Source organism: Escherichia sp. HH091_1A (assembly GCF_030295175.1).
Lineage (GTDB): Bacteria > Pseudomonadota > Gammaproteobacteria > Enterobacterales > Enterobacteriaceae > Escherichia > Escherichia coli_F.
The window spans coordinates 2,181,339-2,198,592 of sequence record NZ_AP025747.1 but is presented as its reverse complement, the minus strand read 5'-3'; the positions used below and the strand labels follow the sequence as shown (position 1 = coordinate 2,198,592).

The window sequence follows — 17,254 nt, the reverse complement described above, 5'->3', positions numbered from 1 at the left end:
AAAATTATTTTATGTGATGAAGATCCGTAATTTAACTTTCGATTAGCAGAAATTTCGAAAGGTAAAATATCCTTGTCACATTCGTTTGCAAAGGAAGGTAAATCTTTGCCAAATCAGATGTGTCTCTGATATGTTTAACTCCCGTTTAACAACCATGGAGTATAGGGCAGTAGCCCGCAGTATGGATCGTCACCGACGTCATTTCAGCATCAGGCCTTTTAACGCCTGCTTTTCTGGCACTTTATGCCGCACCTTTCGTTTGCCTTTTGTCGTTACGCCTGCATTATTTCTGGCGCCGAATAGCTATTCCTTAAGCAGGAGCTTGTCATGGAATTCTTAATGGACCCCTCAATTTGGGCGGGGCTACTCACGCTTGTTGTTCTCGAAATTGTGCTGGGTATCGATAACCTGGTCTTCATCGCCATTCTTGCTGACAAACTGCCGCCAAAACAACGCGATAAAGCGCGTTTGCTGGGATTATCACTGGCGCTGATTATGCGTCTGGGGCTGCTGTCGCTGATTTCATGGATGGTCACGCTGACCAAACCGCTCTTTACCGTCATGGATTTCTCCTTCTCCGGACGCGACCTGATTATGTTGTTCGGGGGGATATTCTTGCTGTTCAAAGCAACAACCGAACTGCATGAACGGCTGGAAAACCGCGATCATGATTCCGGCCACGGTAAAGGCTACGCCAGTTTCTGGGTGGTCGTCACACAGATCGTCATCCTTGACGCCGTCTTCTCGTTGGATGCGGTGATTACTGCTGTAGGGATGGTTAACCATCTACCGGTGATGATGGCTGCGGTGGTGATTGCGATGGCGGTCATGTTGCTGGCATCGAAACCGCTGACGCGATTTGTTAATCAGCATCCAACGGTAGTGGTGCTCTGTCTGAGCTTCCTGTTAATGATTGGTCTGAGTCTGGTGGCAGAAGGTTTCGGTTTCCACATTCCGAAAGGTTACCTGTATGCCGCGATTGGCTTCTCGATCATCATCGAAGTGTTTAACCAGATTGCGCGTCGCAACTTTATTCGTCACCAGTCGACTTTGCCGCTGCGTGCGCGTACTGCCGATGCCATCCTGCGTTTGATGGGGGGGAAACGTCAGGCCAATGTTCAGCACGATGCCGATAACCCGATGCCTATCCCGGTACCGGAAGGTGCGTTTGCCGAAGAAGAACGTTACATGATTAACGGCGTACTGACGCTGGCGTCGCGTTCTCTGCGCGGGATCATGACGCCGCGCGGTGAAATAAGTTGGGTTGACGCTAATCTCGGGGTGGATGAAATCCGTGAGCAGCTGCTCTCCTCACCGCACAGTCTGTTCCCGGTATGTCGCGGTGAACTGGATGAAATCATCGGTATCGTACGTGCTAAAGAACTGCTGGTGGCGCTCGAAGAAGGTGTTGATGTGGCGGCGATTGCTTCGGCGTCTCCGGCGATTATCGTCCCTGAAACCCTTGACCCGATCAACCTACTGGGCGTGCTGCGTCGTGCTCGCGGGAGCTTCGTTATCGTGACCAACGAGTTTGGTGTGGTACAAGGCCTGGTCACGCCGCTGGATGTGCTGGAAGCCATTGCGGGTGAATTCCCGGACGCTGACGAAACGCCGGAAATCATTACCGATGGTGACGGCTGGCTGGTAAAAGGCGGTACAGATTTGCATGCCTTGCAGCAGGCGCTTGATGTTGAGCACCTTGCCGATGACGATGATATCGCGACGGTCGCGGGCCTCGTGATCTCGGCAAATGGTCACATTCCCCGTGTGGGCGATGTGATTGATGTAGGGCCACTGCATATCACCATCATTGAAGCCAATGATTATCGTGTTGATCTGGTTCGCATTGTTAAAGAGCAACCGGCGCACGATGAAGATGAGTAAGCGTTAACGTAACGGCATAACGGGCGTGATATGTCCATTATGCCGGGCGGGCGGCGGTTGGCTGCCCGCCAGCCATTTGGGAAAATCACGTAGCGGCATCGGCTGTGCGTACAAATACCCTTGCAAAATATGCACGCCATGACGGCGCAAATACTTCGCCTGTTCTTGTGTTTCCACACCCTCCGCCACCAGTTCAATATTCAGTCTTTGCCCCAGTGCGATGATGATATCGGTCACCGTCGAGTTAACCGCGTCAGAACCTATAGCTGCGGTAAATGACTTATCAATTTTCAGCACGTCAGGACGTAATGTTTCAAGCCAGGAAAATGAACTGTTGCCGGTGCCGAAGTCATCAATCGCCAGTTTGACGTTTTTACGATGCAGCTCGCGGGCAATCCGATAATCAACATCCAGTAAGGCATCGCGTTCGGTGATTTCGAGGATTAGTTGCTGAATCGGGTGAGCGCTAAACCAGTACTGATTGAGATCTTTTATCAGCACACCACGGCGAAAATGGCTGGGTGCGACGTTAATGCCAATATGAAACTGACTACTCATTGGGAAAACATGCCGCTGACGGATGGTTTCTGCCATCACATAGCGGGTCAGTGGCACAATTAAATGATGTTCTTCCGCGATAGGAATAAACACATCCGGTGAAATCCAGCCCTGACGTGGATTGTTCCAGCGCAGCAAAATCTCTACACCAATACATTGCTGGCTGCGCGCATTAAGCAAAGGCTGGCAGAACAATTCGAACTCATGTTGCGCCAGGCCCAGATTGATTTCACGGGAAAAACTCATCCGGTAAGCGGTCGCCAGCCAGGCGATATAGCCCACAAGTAAACTTAGCAGCACCGCCAGCGGTAATTGTGTTGGAAGATAGTGCCATGCCAGCGCCGTAGCCCCCGGACCATTAACGTTAATGGTAAAAGGAAAGCGTTGCGAAGAAACATGATAGTTTTCATTGTCTTCAGGTTGCGGAAGGGAATCTACCAGCCCATTACCATAGAGCAAATGCCGATCGTCCACCGTCAGGCTGGCGCTACTGATTTGCGGCAGTTGTGGCTCAAGCAGCATTGCCGCCAGTAAGTCGATGTTGATCATCTCCATGACCCCAGCATTGCTGCTGCCCGCTGCAGGCGTCCATTGAATCAAAACCGGACTGCCTTTAATCAGGGCATGGTCGGTCGTCAGTCGTAAAAGTGGTTGCGGTGCAGGAAGTTCAGCCAGAATGTCCACGACGGGCACATTGCGATAACCAAAAATGCTGGAGCAATAAAGTGTGCCGTCTTGCACCAGGCCAATGGATCGCACAGTTTGGAGTTTTGCCGCCTGTTTACGTAATGGCAAATGGGCGACAGAGCAGGGCAGACCAATTAGCGGAAGTAAGACTTCGCTACCTGCCTGTAGGGGAAGCAGTACTTTATCTAATTCCTCTACAGCGTGATTGGCGAATTGTACTACCCGTTGTTGATTTAAGTTACGCTGTGAAATAAATCGCACGCTCAGGGTCGAAGCGAGCGTAACGAGTGCGCAAATCGTACAAACAATCATTCGATTACGGCGATAGGTTTTAATGATCCGTTGTGCTTTTTGCATGCGGGCCACCCTGTAAGCGTATGGCGACAAACGCCTGACGCAACAGTGGAAGTGTAGTGGGGAAAATTACAGCAGACGAGAAAGCAGGGATAAATTCGCCCATCCGTTGCAGATGGGCGAGGATAAAGTATTAGTCACACTGGACTTTAATTGCCAGACCACCACGAGACGTTTCGCGGTACTTGGCGTTCATGTCTTTACCGGTTTCGTACATCGTTTCGATGACTTTATCCAGCGAGACGCGCGGCGCACTGGTGCGACGCAGGGCCATCCGCGCGGCGTTAATCGCCTTGACTGACGCAATGGCGTTACGTTCAATGCACGGCACCTGAACTTGCCCTGCAACAGGGTCACAGGTCAGACCGAGGTTGTGCTCCATGCCAATTTCCGCTGCCACACAAACCTGTTCCGGGCTACCGCCCAACAGCTCGGCAAGGCCCGCAGCAGCCATTGAACAGGCAACACCCACTTCGCCCTGGCAACCGACTTCCGCACCGGAAATAGAGGCGTTCATTTTATACAGTGCACCAATCGCGCCCGCAGCCATAAAGTAACGGGTATAGATGTCCGGGCTAACCGATTCAATAAAGTGGTCATAATAAGCCAGCACTGCCGGAACAATGCCACAAGCACCGTTGGTTGGCGCAGTTACCACACGACCACCGGCGGCGTTTTCTTCGTTAACTGCCAGCGCAAACATGTTTACCCAGTCAATGACATTCATCGGATCGTTAGACAGTTTATCGCTGGAAACCAGCATCCGGCGCAGGGCCGACGCACGACGCGGCACGCGCAGCGGGCCTGGCAGTACGCCTTCGGTGTTCATCCCGCGATCGATACATGCCTGCATGGTTTGCCAGACATGCGCGAAATACTCATCGATCTCTTTCTTGCTGTGCAGCGCCAGTTCGTTCTGCATAGCGAGACCAGACAGCGAATAGCCGGTTTCATTACAGTACGCGAGCAGTTCGGTGGCAGATTTGAACGGATACGGCACGCTCACTTCGTTGGCTGCATCCTGACCAAAGTGTTCTTCATCGACGATAAAACCGCCGCCGATGGAATAATAAGTTTTGCTGTAGACGACTTCATCGCCGTTATAGGCGTGGATTTGCATACCGTTTTCATGCAGCGGCAGGTTGCCGTTATGAAAACGCATCCCGTTGTCGCGCGGGAAATCCACTTCATGCCGTCCCTGTGCCAGCAGCAGACGTTCGCGCTCTTCTACGTCGCGAATAAAACCGGGAATACTGTCGATATCCACGGTGGCAGGTTCGTTACCTGCAAGACCCATAATAATGGCGATATCGGTGTGGTGGCCTTTACCCGTCAGCGACAGTGAACCATAAACGTCCACGGCAACGCGAGTAACGCTATCCAGTAAGCCTTTTTCGACCAGATCATCGACAAACTGTTTACCCGCCTTCATAGGCCCTACGGTATGGGAAGATGAGGGACCAATCCCCACCTTAAACATGTCGAATAGACTAATCACGATAATACTCCTGACAAGGTGACTGGACTTCCAGTAACGAACGAATAACAGCGCATAGTGTAAGAGGGAACGCGGCGACTGGCTTAACTATTCACATGAATTAAACTAATCAAAAACCGCGATTTAACTAATATTGCGATGATTGTCTCAAGTAGTGTTTTGTAGATGTAAAGATAAGTATAGTCAGGGTTTCACACCAATTTGCAGCGCCAGCTCACGAATTATGCCTGCGGTCATTCCCCATACAAAATACTGTTCATACCAGGACAGCCATACCCGATGTGAATCGCCACGGCGGTAGATATCTAAAGGGTGATAACGACCCAGATGTAATGCCTGGGCGAGCGGCATTTCAAACACAGCGGAGACTTCATCTTCACTGGCGCGATACGGTAGATCGGGCGGGATAATGCCGACCACTGGGGTTACCTGGTAGCCAGTTACGCTATCGACGGGCGGCAGCACGCCGATAACTTCAACGGCGGAAGGCGGTATAGCGACCTCTTCTTCAGCTTCGCGCAGCGCGGCGGCGATAACTGACGCGTCCGTGTCATCGACTGCACCTCCAGGGAATGCCACTTGTCCGGCGTGTTTACGCAGATGAATCGAACGCTGAGTCAGCAACAACCCCGGTTGCGGTCGACGGACGATGGGGATTAACACGGCAGCCTGACGATGATTTAGGGTTTCCCGGTTAATTTGCGGGCGCAAAAGTTGAAAGCGCAATAAAAAATCATCAAGCGTCAGGCTACGGTATTCCACGTCTTACTTCTCCAGTTGGCGTAATATCTTATTAACTTTATCAAAAGTTTCCTGATATTCCGCTTCTTCCTGGCTATCGGCGACAATTCCACCGCCCGCAGAGCAGTAAATTTGTCCGTTAATGGCAGTCAGCGTGCGGATAGTTATGCTGGTATCCATGTTGCCGCAAAAGCTCAAATAGCCAATGCTACCGCACCAGGCATTGCGTCGCTGCGGTTCCAGTTCGTCGATAATTTCCATAGCCCGTACTTTCGGTGCTCCAGTTATTGAGCCACCAGGAAAAGCTGCGCGCAGCAGATCGCTGGTGTGTAACTGTTCTGGTAGTTGCGCCGTTATGGTGCTGACCAGATGATGCACGGCAGGGAAGGGTTCCACCACGAACAGCTCTGGTACTTTTACCGAACCTGCTACGGCAACACGACCGATATCATTACGCATTAAATCGACAATCATCAGATTTTCGGCACGATCTTTCGCTGAGTTCGCCAGTTTTTCTGCTTGTTTGCTATCTTCCTGAGGATCGGGCAGGCGTGGTAGCGTGCCTTTAATCGGGCGGGTCTGGATTTCACTATTATCACAAAGAATAAACCGCTCTGGCGAAAGGCTTAAAATCGCGCCCTGTTCAAGACGTAAAAAAGCGCTAAATGGCGCGCGGTTGGCCTGATTAAGCTGAAGGAATGCCTGCCATTCATCGCCAGAATAGGTCGCATGGAAACGCTGGGCGAGATTCACCTGATAGCAATCACCGCTGTGCAGATATTCCTGTACCTGGCGAAATTTTTCGCCGTACAGCTCGCGGGTCATATTGGATTGCCAGTCGGAAGTGAGCGTGAAATCTTCCTGCGGCGAGAATTGCTGGCTTTCCAGCCAGGCCCGACGGGCATTGACATCATTATGACTCAGCAAAGAAACTGTTTGACGCTGGTGGTCGACAATGAGCGCCCAGTCGTAGATACCCACAGCCATATCCGGCAGAACGATATCTTGCTGCGCAATTTCTGGCAGTGACTCAAAACGGCGGCCCAGATCGTAGCCAAACAACCCCAGCGCGCCGCCCTGAAATGGCAAATCTTCGTTATGCGCTGGGCGAATGTCTGCGCGATCCAGCACCTGCTGGAGCACCTGTAGCGGGTCATCAGTGGTCGTTGTGCGTTTTTCGCTTTCACTAACAACGGTTTCTTTACCGAAAGTGGTTAAAGTGCAAATCGGCTCGGCGACCACAATATCAAAGCGGCTATATGGATGATCGGCATAGCCGGAGTGTAAAAGCATCGCCCACGGCAGGTGACTTAAGCGGGAGAAATAAAATTCAGCGGCGTCCTGACGCCAGGGTAAAGTAATCACAGCGGGAGATAACGTCTTCATTAGTCCTGACTCTACTGGCTATGTGCCGGGTAGCATGAAATAATTAGCGCCAACAATTTAGCAGGAGTTAACAATGTTTGCAGGTTTACCTTCACTCACCCATGAACAGCAGCAAAAAGCTGTCGAGCGGATCCAGGAACTGATGGCTCAAGGGATGAGCAGCGGCCAGGCAATCGCGTTGGTGGCAGAAGAGCTGCGTGCCAACCATTCCGGCGAGCGAATCGTGGCGCGTTTTGAGGATGAAGACGAGTAACACACTAACCCGTATCGCTTTCGTTATAGAAGCCGATGATTATTTGATTGTGAGAAAAAGGACGCTTTTCATATGTGATTAAAAGCGTCCTGACCAATTTATGCTGATGTAAATTTTACTCAGACCAGTGCTTTTAGTTCTTCCTGCATATATGTTGAAAAGTATTCAGGATTTTTAATCACAGAGCGTTCACCAGACTCCATTTTTTTTGCCCATCCAACCATTTTTTCCGTGAACCCAGGGTTCCAGTCTTCCTGGTCAGCTCGCGCCGTAATATCAGCGGCACTCGCGGGTACTCCCAGTTCTTTCAAATATTTAAAGATTCCCTTCGCCGTGCTTTCATTCATCGAACTTGGTGTTGGCGCTGATACATCCATGGCACCAATGAAATCCAGGGCTTTATCTATTACAGCAGGCATATTCTTATCCTTAAAATTAACCATGTTATCGATAAGGCTATATATGACCTTAATTTGCATCTAATATCAAAGGGATTATAACGATATGGCACGAGTTAACCTGTTGACATTCAGGTGTTTTAAAGGTAGCAGCTCATGGTGTGTTATCCAGTAAGAGGGAGAAAATTAACGGTCAGTTCTCACGCTATAACCAGATTGTTCAGCTAAGAAAGAAAACCAGAGATGCTAATCGAAGGGCGAACACAACGGCATTGTTATGTTTATTTATATAGTTAGTTTTATAGCTAAAATTGAAATTATAAAAATAAATAATGAATTAGCAGGAGCATCAACAGTAATATCTTAATCTCTGGTCGATTTATGTAAAACCGACCAGTATTATCGATAAATTATCGTCTGACTTATTTTGCTTCGATAAAGCTTACACCGCAGCCACAATCTTAATTTCAACTTTATACTTCGGGTTCATCAAACCCGCTTGTACCGTGCAGCGCACCGGCGCATGACCCGCGACAACCCAGGCATCCCACGCTTTATTCATCGCCGCGAAGTCGTTTTTATCAGCCAGGAAAATGGTGGCATCCAGAATGCTCGATTTATTGCTGCCCTGTTTTTCCAGCACGGCGTCAATCTGCGCCAGCGTGTTGGCGGTTTGCTCAAAGGCATTGGCGTCAAGGTTTTCCGGCACACCCGTATAGTAGAGAGTGTTGTTGTGGATCACGACATCAGACCAGCGGGCTTCGGCGTCGATACGAACGATAGTCATCATTTTGTCCTCATTATACTTCCATTTTCGTGCTGCAAAGACTGCCACAATGTGAGGTCGCCGTCACCACTTCAACTGGCGAAAGCGCCCTCATCCTGACATAATCCCTGTTCAAATCAACAGGGGGTAGTGTGACGGACGATTTTGCACCAGATGGTCAGCTGGCGAAAGCAATACCAGGCTTTAAGCCGCGAGAACCACAGCGACAGATGGCGGTAGCCGTCACCCAGGCGATAGAAAAAAGCCAGCCGCTGGTGGTGGAAGCCGGAACCGGTACGGGCAAAACCTACGCTTACCTGGCCCCTGCGCTGCGGGCGAAAAAGAAAGTCATTATCTCGACCGGCTCAAAAGCGTTGCAGGATCAGCTCTACAGCCGCGATTTGCCAACGGTCTCAAAGGCGTTGAAATACACGGGCAACGTGGCGTTGCTGAAAGGGCGCTCAAACTATCTCTGCCTCGAACGACTGGAACAGCAGGCGCTGGCGGGCGGCGATTTGCCGGTACAAATCTTAAGCGATGTGATCCTGCTGCGCTCCTGGTCCAATCAGACGGTAGATGGCGATATCAGCACCTGCGTCAGCGTGGCGGAAGATTCGCAGGCGTGGCCGTTGGTCACCAGCACCAACGACAACTGTCTTGGCAGCGATTGCCCGATGTATAAAGATTGCTTTGTGGTTAAAGCACGCAAAAAAGCGATGGACGCCGATGTGGTGGTGGTAAACCATCATCTGTTTCTGGCGGATATGGTGGTGAAAGAGAGTGGATTTGGCGAACTGATCCCGGAAGCTGACGTGATGATCTTCGACGAAGCCCACCAACTGCCTGACATTGCCAGCCAGTATTTTGGTCAGTCATTCTCCAGTCGACAACTGCTCGACCTGGCAAAAGACATCACCATCGCCTACCGCACCGAATTAAAAGACACCCAGCAGTTACAAAAGTGCGCCGACCGCCTTGCCCAGAGCGCGCAGGATTTTCGCCTTCAATTAGGTGAGCCAGGTTATCGTGGCAACCTGCGCGAACTGTTAGCTAATCCGCAAATTCAGCGAGCATTTTTACTGCTCGATGACACCCTGGAACTTTGTTATGACGTGGCGAAACTGTCGCTGGGGCGTTCCGCCTTGCTGGATGCGGCATTTGAGCGCGCCACGTTGTATCGTACGCGGCTGAAACGGCTAAAAGAGATCAATCAGCCGGGCTACAGCTACTGGTACGAATGCACTTCGCGCCATTTTACTCTGGCACTCACGCCGCTCAGCGTGGCGGATAAATTCAAAGAATTAATGGCGCTAAAACCAGGTAGCTGGATCTTTACCTCAGCAACGCTGTCGGTGAATGACGATCTGCATCATTTTACCTCGCGGCTTGGCATTGAACAGGCAGAGTCGTTGCTGTTACCCAGCCCGTTTGATTACAGCCGCCAGGCGTTACTCTGTGTGCCGCGCAACCTGCCGCAAACCAATCAACCGGGCTCCGCACGGCAACTGGCGGCAATGTTGCGACCGATCATCGAAGCTAACAACGGTCGTTGTTTTATGCTTTGTACCTCGCACGCCATGATGCGCGATCTGGCCGAGCAGTTCCGCGCTACCATGACGCTTCCCGTTTTGTTGCAGGGGGAAACCAGCAAAGGGCAACTGTTGCAGCAATTTGTCAGCGCCGGTAACGCGCTGCTTGTGGCAACCAGCAGCTTCTGGGAAGGGGTGGATGTGCGTGGCGATACATTGTCATTGGTGATTATCGACAAGTTGCCGTTTACCTCACCGGATGATCCACTATTAAAAGCGCGCATGGAAGATTGCCGTTTGCGCGGAGGCGACCCGTTCGATGAAGTACAGCTGCCGGATGCGGTCATTACTCTCAAGCAGGGGGTAGGGCGACTGATTCGCGACGCCGACGATCGAGGGGTTTTGGTGATTTGCGACAATCGGCTGGTGATGCGCCCTTACGGCGCGACGTTTCTCGCCAGTCTGCCGCCAGCGCCGCGCACCCGTGACATTGCCCGTGCGGTTCGTTTCCTTGCGATACCATCCTCCAGGTAATTTGTGATGGAGTATGGTATGATGCGCGCCTTTTTATTGATCTAAGCACGAAGACCCATGCGAATTCTGGCTATCGATACCGCGACAGAGGCCTGCTCTGTCGCCCTGTGGAACGACGGTACTGTCAACGCTCATTTTGAGCTTTGCCCTCGTGAACATACTCAACGAATCTTACCGATGGTGCAGGATATCCTGACCACCAGCGGAACTTCCCTGACGGACATAAATGCTCTGGCTTACGGGCGCGGCCCCGGTAGCTTTACCGGCGTGCGCATTGGTATTGGCATTGCGCAAGGGCTGGCGCTTGGCGCGGAATTACCGATGATTGGCGTCTCCACGCTAATGACGATGGCGCAAGGGGCGTGGCGCAAAAACGGCGCAACCCGCGTGCTGGCAGCCATTGACGCGCGAATGGGCGAAGTTTACTGGGCCGAATATCAGCGTGATGAAAATGGTATCTGGCACGGTGAAGAAACCGAAGCCGTACTCAAACCTGAACTCGTTCATGAACGGATGCAACAGCTTTCCGGCGAATGGGTGACGGTAGGGACGGGCTGGCAAGCCTGGCCGGATCTCGGTAAAGAGAACGGTTTGGCCCTGCGCGATGGCGAAGTGTTACTGCCCGCTGCAGAAGATATGCTGCCGATTGCTTGTCAGATGTTTGCCGAGGGTAAAACGGTGGCGGTGGAACATGCCGAACCGGTTTATTTACGTAACAACGTCGCATGGAAGAAACTTCCGGGCAAAGAATGAATCTTAAGAGTATGCCCTGAGAAAAAAGGAGTCGCATCATGGCGGTTCAAAAGAATGTTATCAAAGGCATACTGGCAGGTACGTTTGCGCTAATGCTGAGCGGTTGTGTTACTGTGCCGGATGCCATTAAAGGCAGCAGTCCCACGCCGCAACAAGATTTAGTTCGGGTGATGAGTGCGCCGCAGCTGTACGTTGGTCAGGAGGCACGCTTTGGCGGCAAAGTGGTTGCGGTACAAAACCAGCAAGGGAAAACCCGCCTGGAAATTGCTACCGTACCGCTCGACAGCGGAGCCAGACCAACTTTGGGAGAACCTTCTCGCGGTCGCATTTATGCCGATGTGAACGGTTTTCTGGATCCGGTAGATTTTCGTGGACAATTGGTCACGGTAGTTGGACCAATCACCGGTGCGGTTGACGGCAAAATCGGCAACACGCCCTATAAATTTATGGTGATGCAGGTAACGGGTTACAAACGTTGGCATTTAACCCAGCAGGTGATTATGCCGCCTCAGCCGATTGATCCATGGTTTTATGGCGGTCGTGGCTGGCCCTATGGCTACGGTGGATGGGGCTGGTATAATCCCGGCCCCGCGAGAGTACAAACTGTTGTAACTGAATAATTGCTTGTTTTTAAAGAAAAAGAAACAGCGGCTGGTCCGCTGTTTCTGCATTCTTACGGTAAAGATAAAAATAAATAGTGACGCGCTTCGCAACCTTTTCGTTGGGTAATCATCAAGCTGGTATGATGAGTTAATATTATGTTAACGGCATGTATATCATTTGGGGTTGCGATGACGACGAACACGCATTTTAGAGGTGAAGAATTGAAGAAGGTTTGGCTTAACCGTTATCCCGCGGACGTTCCGACGGAGATCAACCCTGACCGTTATCAATCTCTGGTAGATATGTTTGAGCAGTCGGTCGCGCGCTACGCCGATCAACCCGCGTTTGTGAATATGGGGGAGGTGATGACCTTCCGCAAACTGGAAGAACGCAGTCGCGCGTTTGCCGCTTATTTGCAACAAGGGTTGGGACTGAAGAAAGGCGATCGCGTTGCGTTGATGATGCCTAATTTATTGCAATATCCGGTGGCGCTGTTTGGCATTTTGCGTGCCGGGATGATTGTCGTAAACGTTAACCCGTTGTATACCCCGCGTGAACTTGAGCATCAGCTTAACGATAGCGGCGCATCGGCGATTGTTATCGTGTCTAACTTTGCCCACACTCTGGAAAAAGTGGTTGATAAAACCGCCGTTCAGCACGTAATTCTGACCCGTATGGGCGATCAGCTATCTACGGCAAAAGGCACGGTAGTCAATTTCGTTGTTAAATACATCAAGCGTCTGGTGCCGAAATACCATCTGCCAGATGCCATCTCATTTCGTAGCGCCCTGCACAACGGCTACCGGATGCAGTACGTCAAACCCGAACTGGTGCCGGAAGATTTAGCTTTCCTGCAATACACCGGCGGTACCACTGGTGTGGCGAAAGGCGCGATGCTGACTCACCGCAATATGCTGGCGAACCTGGAACAGGTTAACGCGACTTATGGGCCGCTGTTGCATCCGGGCAAAGAGCTGGTGGTGACGGCGCTGCCGCTGTATCACATTTTTGCACTGACCATTAACTGCCTGCTGTTTATTGAACTGGGTGGGCAGAACTTGCTTATCACTAACCCGCGCGATATTCCGGGGTTGGTAAAAGAGTTAGCGAAATATCCGTTTACCGCGATAACCGGCGTTAACACCTTGTTCAATGCGTTGCTGAACAATAAAGAGTTCCAGCAGCTGGATTTCTCCAGTCTGCATCTTTCTGCAGGCGGTGGTATGCCTGTTCAACAAGTGGTGGCTGAACGTTGGGTGAAACTGACCGGACAGTATCTGCTGGAAGGTTATGGCCTGACCGAGTGTGCGCCGCTGGTCAGCGTTAACCCGTATGATATTGATTATCATAGTGGTAGCATCGGTTTGCCGGTGCCGTCGACGGAAGCCAAACTGGTGGATGATGATGATAACGAAGTACCACCGGGTCAACCGGGTGAGCTTTGTGTCAAAGGACCGCAGGTGATGCTGGGCTACTGGCAGCGTCCGGATGCCACTGATGAAATCATCAAAAACGGTTGGCTACACACTGGCGACATTGCCGTAATGGACGAAGAAGGTTTCTTACGCATCGTTGATCGCAAAAAAGACATGATTCTGGTTTCCGGTTTTAACGTCTATCCCAACGAGATTGAAGATGTCGTCATGCAGCATCCTGGCGTACAGGAAGTCGCGGCTGTTGGCGTACCTTCCGGCTCAAGTGGTGAAGCGGTGAAAATCTTCGTTGTGAAAAAAGATCCATCGCTTACCGAAGAGTCACTGGTGACTTTTTGCCGCCGTCAGCTCACGGGCTACAAAGTACCGAAGCTGGTGGAGTTTCGTGATGAGTTACCGAAATCTAACGTCGGAAAAATTTTGCGACGAGAATTACGTGACGAAGCGCGCGGCAAAGTGGACAATAAAGCCTGAGCGTTAAGTCAGTCGTCAGACGCCGGTTAATCCGGCGTTTTTTTTGACGCCCACTAAAGAGAATACAATTTGAATTACCAAATGATTACCACGGACGATGCGCTGGCTTCTTTGTGTGAAGCTGTCCGTGCCTTTCCGGCGATAGCCCTGGATACTGAATTTGTTCGTACGCGCACCTATTACCCGCAGCTGGGTCTAATTCAACTTTTCGATGGCGAGCATCTGGCGCTAATTGATCCTCTCGTGATCACCGACTGGTCACCGCTGAAAGCGATCCTGCGCGATCCGTCCATCACAAAATTTCTCCATGCAGGCAGTGAAGATCTGGAAGTGTTCCTCAATGTCTTTGGCGAATTACCACAACCCCTGATTGACACGCAAATCCTTGCTGCCTTCTGCGGACGCCCGATGTCATGGGGTTTTGCTTCCATGGTGGAAGAGTATTCCGGCGTTACGCTGGACAAGAGTGAATCGCGCACCGACTGGCTGGCCAGACCGCTGACTGAACGTCAGTGTGAATACGCAGCGGCGGATGTCTGGTATCTGTTACCGATCACCGCAAAGCTTATGGTAGAAACGGAGGCCTCCGGCTGGCTACCTGCGGCGCTGGATGAATGCCGCCTGATGCAAATGCGTCGTCAGGAAGTCGTTGCGCCGGAAGATGCCTGGCGTGATATCACCAATGCCTGGCAGTTACGCACACGCCAACTGGCCTGTCTGCAACTGTTAGCCGATTGGCGACTGCGTAAGGCGCGGGAGCGCGATCTGGCGGTGAACTTTGTCGTGCGTGAAGAGCATTTGTGGTCGGTAGCGCGTTATATGCCGGGAAGTTTAGGCGAACTGGACAGCCTGGGCTTATCCGGTAGCGAAATCCGCTTTCACGGTAAAACGCTGCTGGCGCTGGTGGAAAAAGCGCAGACATTGCCGGAAGAGGCCTTACCGCAGCCGATGCTTAACCTGATGGACATGCCGGGTTATCGTAAAGCGTTTAAAGCGATTAAGTCGCTGATTACTGACGTGAGCGAAACACACAAGATCAGCGTCGAATTGCTGGCATCGCGTCGGCAAATCAACCAGCTGCTGAACTGGCACTGGAAACTGAAACCGCAGAACAATTTGCCGGAGCTGATTTCCGGCTGGCGTGGTGAGCTGATGGCGGAAGCATTACACAATTTATTGCAGGAATATCCACAGTAAAATCTTCCGAAGCCGGACTGGGCGCGCTCAGCGCCACATCCGGCTTCGGCAAACTACAAATCCAACACCAGGCGTTTACCCTTCGCGCGTGAACAACAGATCAACATACTTTGCTGGCTGGCACGCTCTTCATCGCTAAAATACTGATCCCGATGGTCAGCTTCACCTTCCAGTATTGCCGTTTCGCAGGTTCCGCATACCCCTTCACGACATAAACATTCCACTTTCGCTGCTTTATTATTTTCAATAACCTGCAAAATAGTCATCTCTTCCGGCACCACAAACTCTTTACCGGAACGGGCAAGCACCAGGGTAAATGCATCGCCGGTTTTGTCTTCGATAGCAAATTGCTCAAAGTGCAGCGTATCGGTGACGATGTCCAGACGCGCAGCTTCACTTCTTACCGCCTCATTTAGCGCCTCGGGGCCACAGGTATAAACATGTGTGCCAGGTTCGATATCCGCCAATAATCGCGCTAATTCCAGTCGTGTTCCGGTTGATGAATGATGCAAATGGACTTTCTCGGCCTGCGGATGCTGGACTAGCTCATCACGAAATGCGCAACTTTCTGGATTTCGTGAGCAGTAATGTAACTGCCAGTCGACGTCGCTGTATTGCAACTCTGCCATGTGCGACAGGAAAGGGGTGATACCAATGCCTCCCGCGATAAACAGATGCTTTCTGGCCGAGGGAATTAGCGCAAACAGGTTATTCGGCGTTGAAATCGTTAACCGATCGCCAGCCTTCACTTTCTGATGTAAAAAACGCGAACCGCCGCGCGAATTTTCTTCCAGTCGAACGGCAATCTGATAACGAGACGTATCGAGTGGCGAACTCAGCAGTGAGTACGCATTGCTGTACTGGTTATCACCATCGGCCATCTGCACAATGATGTGACTTCCGCCGTTGAACGCAGGCAGCGGTTTGCCATCGGTTGCCACCAGCGTGAAGCGTTTCACCTGTTCGGTAAGCGGTTCAACCTGGCTCACCTGTACTTCAAATATTTGGTAGTTTGACATTGCTGTACTCCATCAAAAATCAGCCCGGCGGCGGAAAATACCGCCGCCGATGTCATTAGTCCTTAAACACCTGCGCCAGCAGATTATGGAAATGGGCGATACCGTGTTCGGAAATTCCGCTACCGCTACTGTCGGCCATGATGCGCCCCTGACCACGATAGCCACGCGATTTCAGCCCTTTCTGTACGCTTTCAACCAGACGTAAATCTTCCGGACGGAACACGTCGCGATACCACTCAATCAGTGATTTTTGCTCGTCGGTTAACTCTTCATTGGTGAAGTAAATATCGTAGTTTTGCAGGGTAGTTTCAGAATCCACCGGGAATTCATAAATGACCGTCATCATGCCTTTGATCGGGGTGACGTTCAGCATCGTGCACGGCCACAGCCAGAAACCATGGAATGCCGCATCCGTGCCCTCTTCGAATTTGAAAGACTGTTCGGACGGTTTGGCGAAACCGTACTGCAGCGTCCAGTTACCGTGCATGGTGTGCCAGTAACGATCAACCTGAACGGAGTCGGAGAAACCTGGATGCGCCGGACCACAGTGATAGCACTCGAGATAGTTATCGACAATGTTCTTCCAGTTGGCAGGCGTGCGGGTGGTAAAGCGGGCCGCCAGTTTCAGGTCATGGACTTCCGGGCAGGCTTCCAGCACTTTCTCTCCCAGACCGGGTAACTGATCTTCTACGCTGGTGGCGTTGGGGTCCATGTTGATGAAGACGAATCCGGCATATTCTTCCAGACGCACCGGAACCAGTTGCGCTTTGTCGCTATCGAAATTGGCGACGTTTTCGCAGTTACGCGCATGGGCCAGGTTGCCATCGAGTTTGAATGCCCAGGCGTGATACGGACAGGTAATTACATTTTTCGCTTTCCCTTCGCCGCTCAATAACTGATGACCACGGTGTGGACAAACGTTATAGAACGCGCGCAAAACCTTATCACGACCGCGTACCAGCACGATGCTTTCACCAATGATCTCACGGGTCACGTAATCATTGGCATTCGCCAGTTCGCTGCTGTGAGCGACACAAATCCAGCTTTTGGCGAAGACGTTCTCTTTTTCGTGTTCAAAGGCATTCTGATCAGTATAAAAACGGGCAGGAATGGTCCACGCCTCTTGTGGGTTAGCGCAAAAATTTTCGGGTAGTACAAAGTCAGGGCTCAGATTGCTCATAGGGATA

At 51.4% G+C, this 17,254-nt stretch carries 16 protein-coding genes; 8 read left to right on the top strand and 8 right to left on the bottom strand.

The features are described from left to right. Positions 1-181: 181 nt before the first annotated feature. A complete protein-coding gene (locus tag QUF14_RS10930) occupies positions 182-340 on the top strand; it encodes a protein YoaL (protein ID WP_269218577.1) in 159 nt (52 codons plus the stop codon). Continuing rightward, positions 328-1,884 carry a CNNM family cation transport protein YoaE gene (gene yoaE / locus QUF14_RS10925; RefSeq protein ID WP_000394976.1) on the top strand — a complete coding sequence of 519 codons (1,557 nt, stop codon included), beginning with the start codon at positions 328-330 and terminating at the stop codon, positions 1,882-1,884. The genes QUF14_RS10930 and yoaE overlap by 13 nt, the downstream gene beginning before the upstream one ends. A 3-nt stretch (positions 1,885-1,887) precedes the next feature. Here yoaE and pdeD read toward each other — a convergent pair whose 3' ends face one another. The 4 genes from pdeD to pabB form a co-directional block, all read right to left on the bottom strand. Then, complete coding sequence (pdeD, locus tag QUF14_RS10920) at positions 1,888-3,486, bottom strand: cyclic di-3',5'-guanosine monophosphate phosphodiesterase PdeD (protein WP_024212061.1); 1,599 nt, start codon at positions 3,484-3,486, stop codon at positions 1,888-1,890. Between the two features lie 130 nt (positions 3,487-3,616). Further along, entirely contained in the window at positions 3,617-4,981 is a 1,365-nt protein-coding gene (sdaA, locus tag QUF14_RS10915; protein WP_000624298.1) for an L-serine ammonia-lyase, read from the bottom strand. A 183-nt stretch (positions 4,982-5,164) separates the two neighbouring features. After that, complete coding sequence (locus QUF14_RS10910) at positions 5,165-5,743, bottom strand: CoA pyrophosphatase (RefSeq protein WP_000456707.1); 579 nt, start codon at positions 5,741-5,743, stop codon at positions 5,165-5,167. Positions 5,744-5,746: 3 nt separating this feature from the next. Continuing rightward, entirely contained in the window at positions 5,747-7,108 is a 1,362-nt protein-coding gene (gene pabB / locus QUF14_RS10905) for an aminodeoxychorismate synthase component 1 (protein ID WP_000855010.1), read from the bottom strand. Positions 7,109-7,181: 73 nt separating this feature from the next. Between pabB and QUF14_RS10900 the strand changes: the two genes are divergently transcribed. Then, positions 7,182-7,361: a YoaH family protein gene (locus QUF14_RS10900; RefSeq protein WP_000457334.1), complete on the top strand. Its 180-nt coding sequence runs from the start codon at positions 7,182-7,184 to the stop codon at positions 7,359-7,361. A 119-nt stretch (positions 7,362-7,480) separates the two neighbouring features. On the opposite strand, the gene QUF14_RS10895 is transcribed toward QUF14_RS10900, so the two are convergent. Both QUF14_RS10895 and QUF14_RS10890 read right to left on the bottom strand, forming a co-directional pair. Further along, entirely contained in the window at positions 7,481-7,780 is a 300-nt protein-coding gene (locus QUF14_RS10895; protein WP_001111985.1) for a DUF1889 family protein, read from the bottom strand. 421 nt (positions 7,781-8,201) lie between these two features. Continuing rightward, entirely contained in the window at positions 8,202-8,546 is a 345-nt protein-coding gene (locus QUF14_RS10890; protein WP_001354727.1) for a RidA family protein, read from the bottom strand. Between the two features lie 131 nt (positions 8,547-8,677). Between QUF14_RS10890 and yoaA the strand changes: the two genes are divergently transcribed. From yoaA to rnd, 5 genes are all read left to right on the top strand, one after another. After that, a complete protein-coding gene (yoaA, locus tag QUF14_RS10885; protein WP_000128867.1) occupies positions 8,678-10,588 on the top strand; it encodes a DNA repair helicase YoaA in 1,911 nt (636 codons plus the stop codon). 57 nt (positions 10,589-10,645) lie between these two features. Beyond that, positions 10,646-11,341 (top strand): tRNA (adenosine(37)-N6)-threonylcarbamoyltransferase complex dimerization subunit type 1 TsaB, encoded by a 696-nt coding sequence (tsaB, locus tag QUF14_RS10880; RefSeq protein WP_001220971.1) that lies wholly within the window; start codon positions 10,646-10,648, stop codon positions 11,339-11,341. Between the two features lie 38 nt (positions 11,342-11,379). Beyond that, the gene (gene yeaY, locus QUF14_RS10875; RefSeq protein ID WP_000290576.1) at positions 11,380-11,961 is read left to right on the top strand and encodes a Slp family lipoprotein YeaY; all 582 of its coding nucleotides are present in this window, start codon (positions 11,380-11,382) and stop codon (positions 11,959-11,961) included. Between the two features lie 204 nt (positions 11,962-12,165). Continuing rightward, on the top strand, positions 12,166-13,851 hold the full coding sequence (gene fadD, locus QUF14_RS10870) for a long-chain-fatty-acid--CoA ligase FadD (RefSeq protein WP_000758422.1): 1,686 nt from the start codon (positions 12,166-12,168) through the stop codon (positions 13,849-13,851). Positions 13,852-13,932: 81 nt separating this feature from the next. Beyond that, positions 13,933-15,048: a ribonuclease D gene (gene rnd, locus QUF14_RS10865; protein WP_001354726.1), complete on the top strand. Its 1,116-nt coding sequence runs from the start codon at positions 13,933-13,935 to the stop codon at positions 15,046-15,048. Positions 15,049-15,101: 53 nt separating this feature from the next. On the opposite strand, the gene yeaX is transcribed toward rnd, so the two are convergent. Next, the gene (gene yeaX / locus QUF14_RS10860) at positions 15,102-16,067 is read right to left on the bottom strand and encodes a carnitine monooxygenase reductase subunit YeaX (protein ID WP_000073896.1); all 966 of its coding nucleotides are present in this window, start codon (positions 16,065-16,067) and stop codon (positions 15,102-15,104) included. 55 nt (positions 16,068-16,122) lie between these two features. Beyond that, positions 16,123-17,247: a carnitine monooxygenase, oxygenase subunit YeaW gene (gene yeaW / locus QUF14_RS10855; protein ID WP_000067829.1), complete on the bottom strand. Its 1,125-nt coding sequence runs from the start codon at positions 17,245-17,247 to the stop codon at positions 16,123-16,125. Positions 17,248-17,254 lie beyond the last annotated feature (7 nt).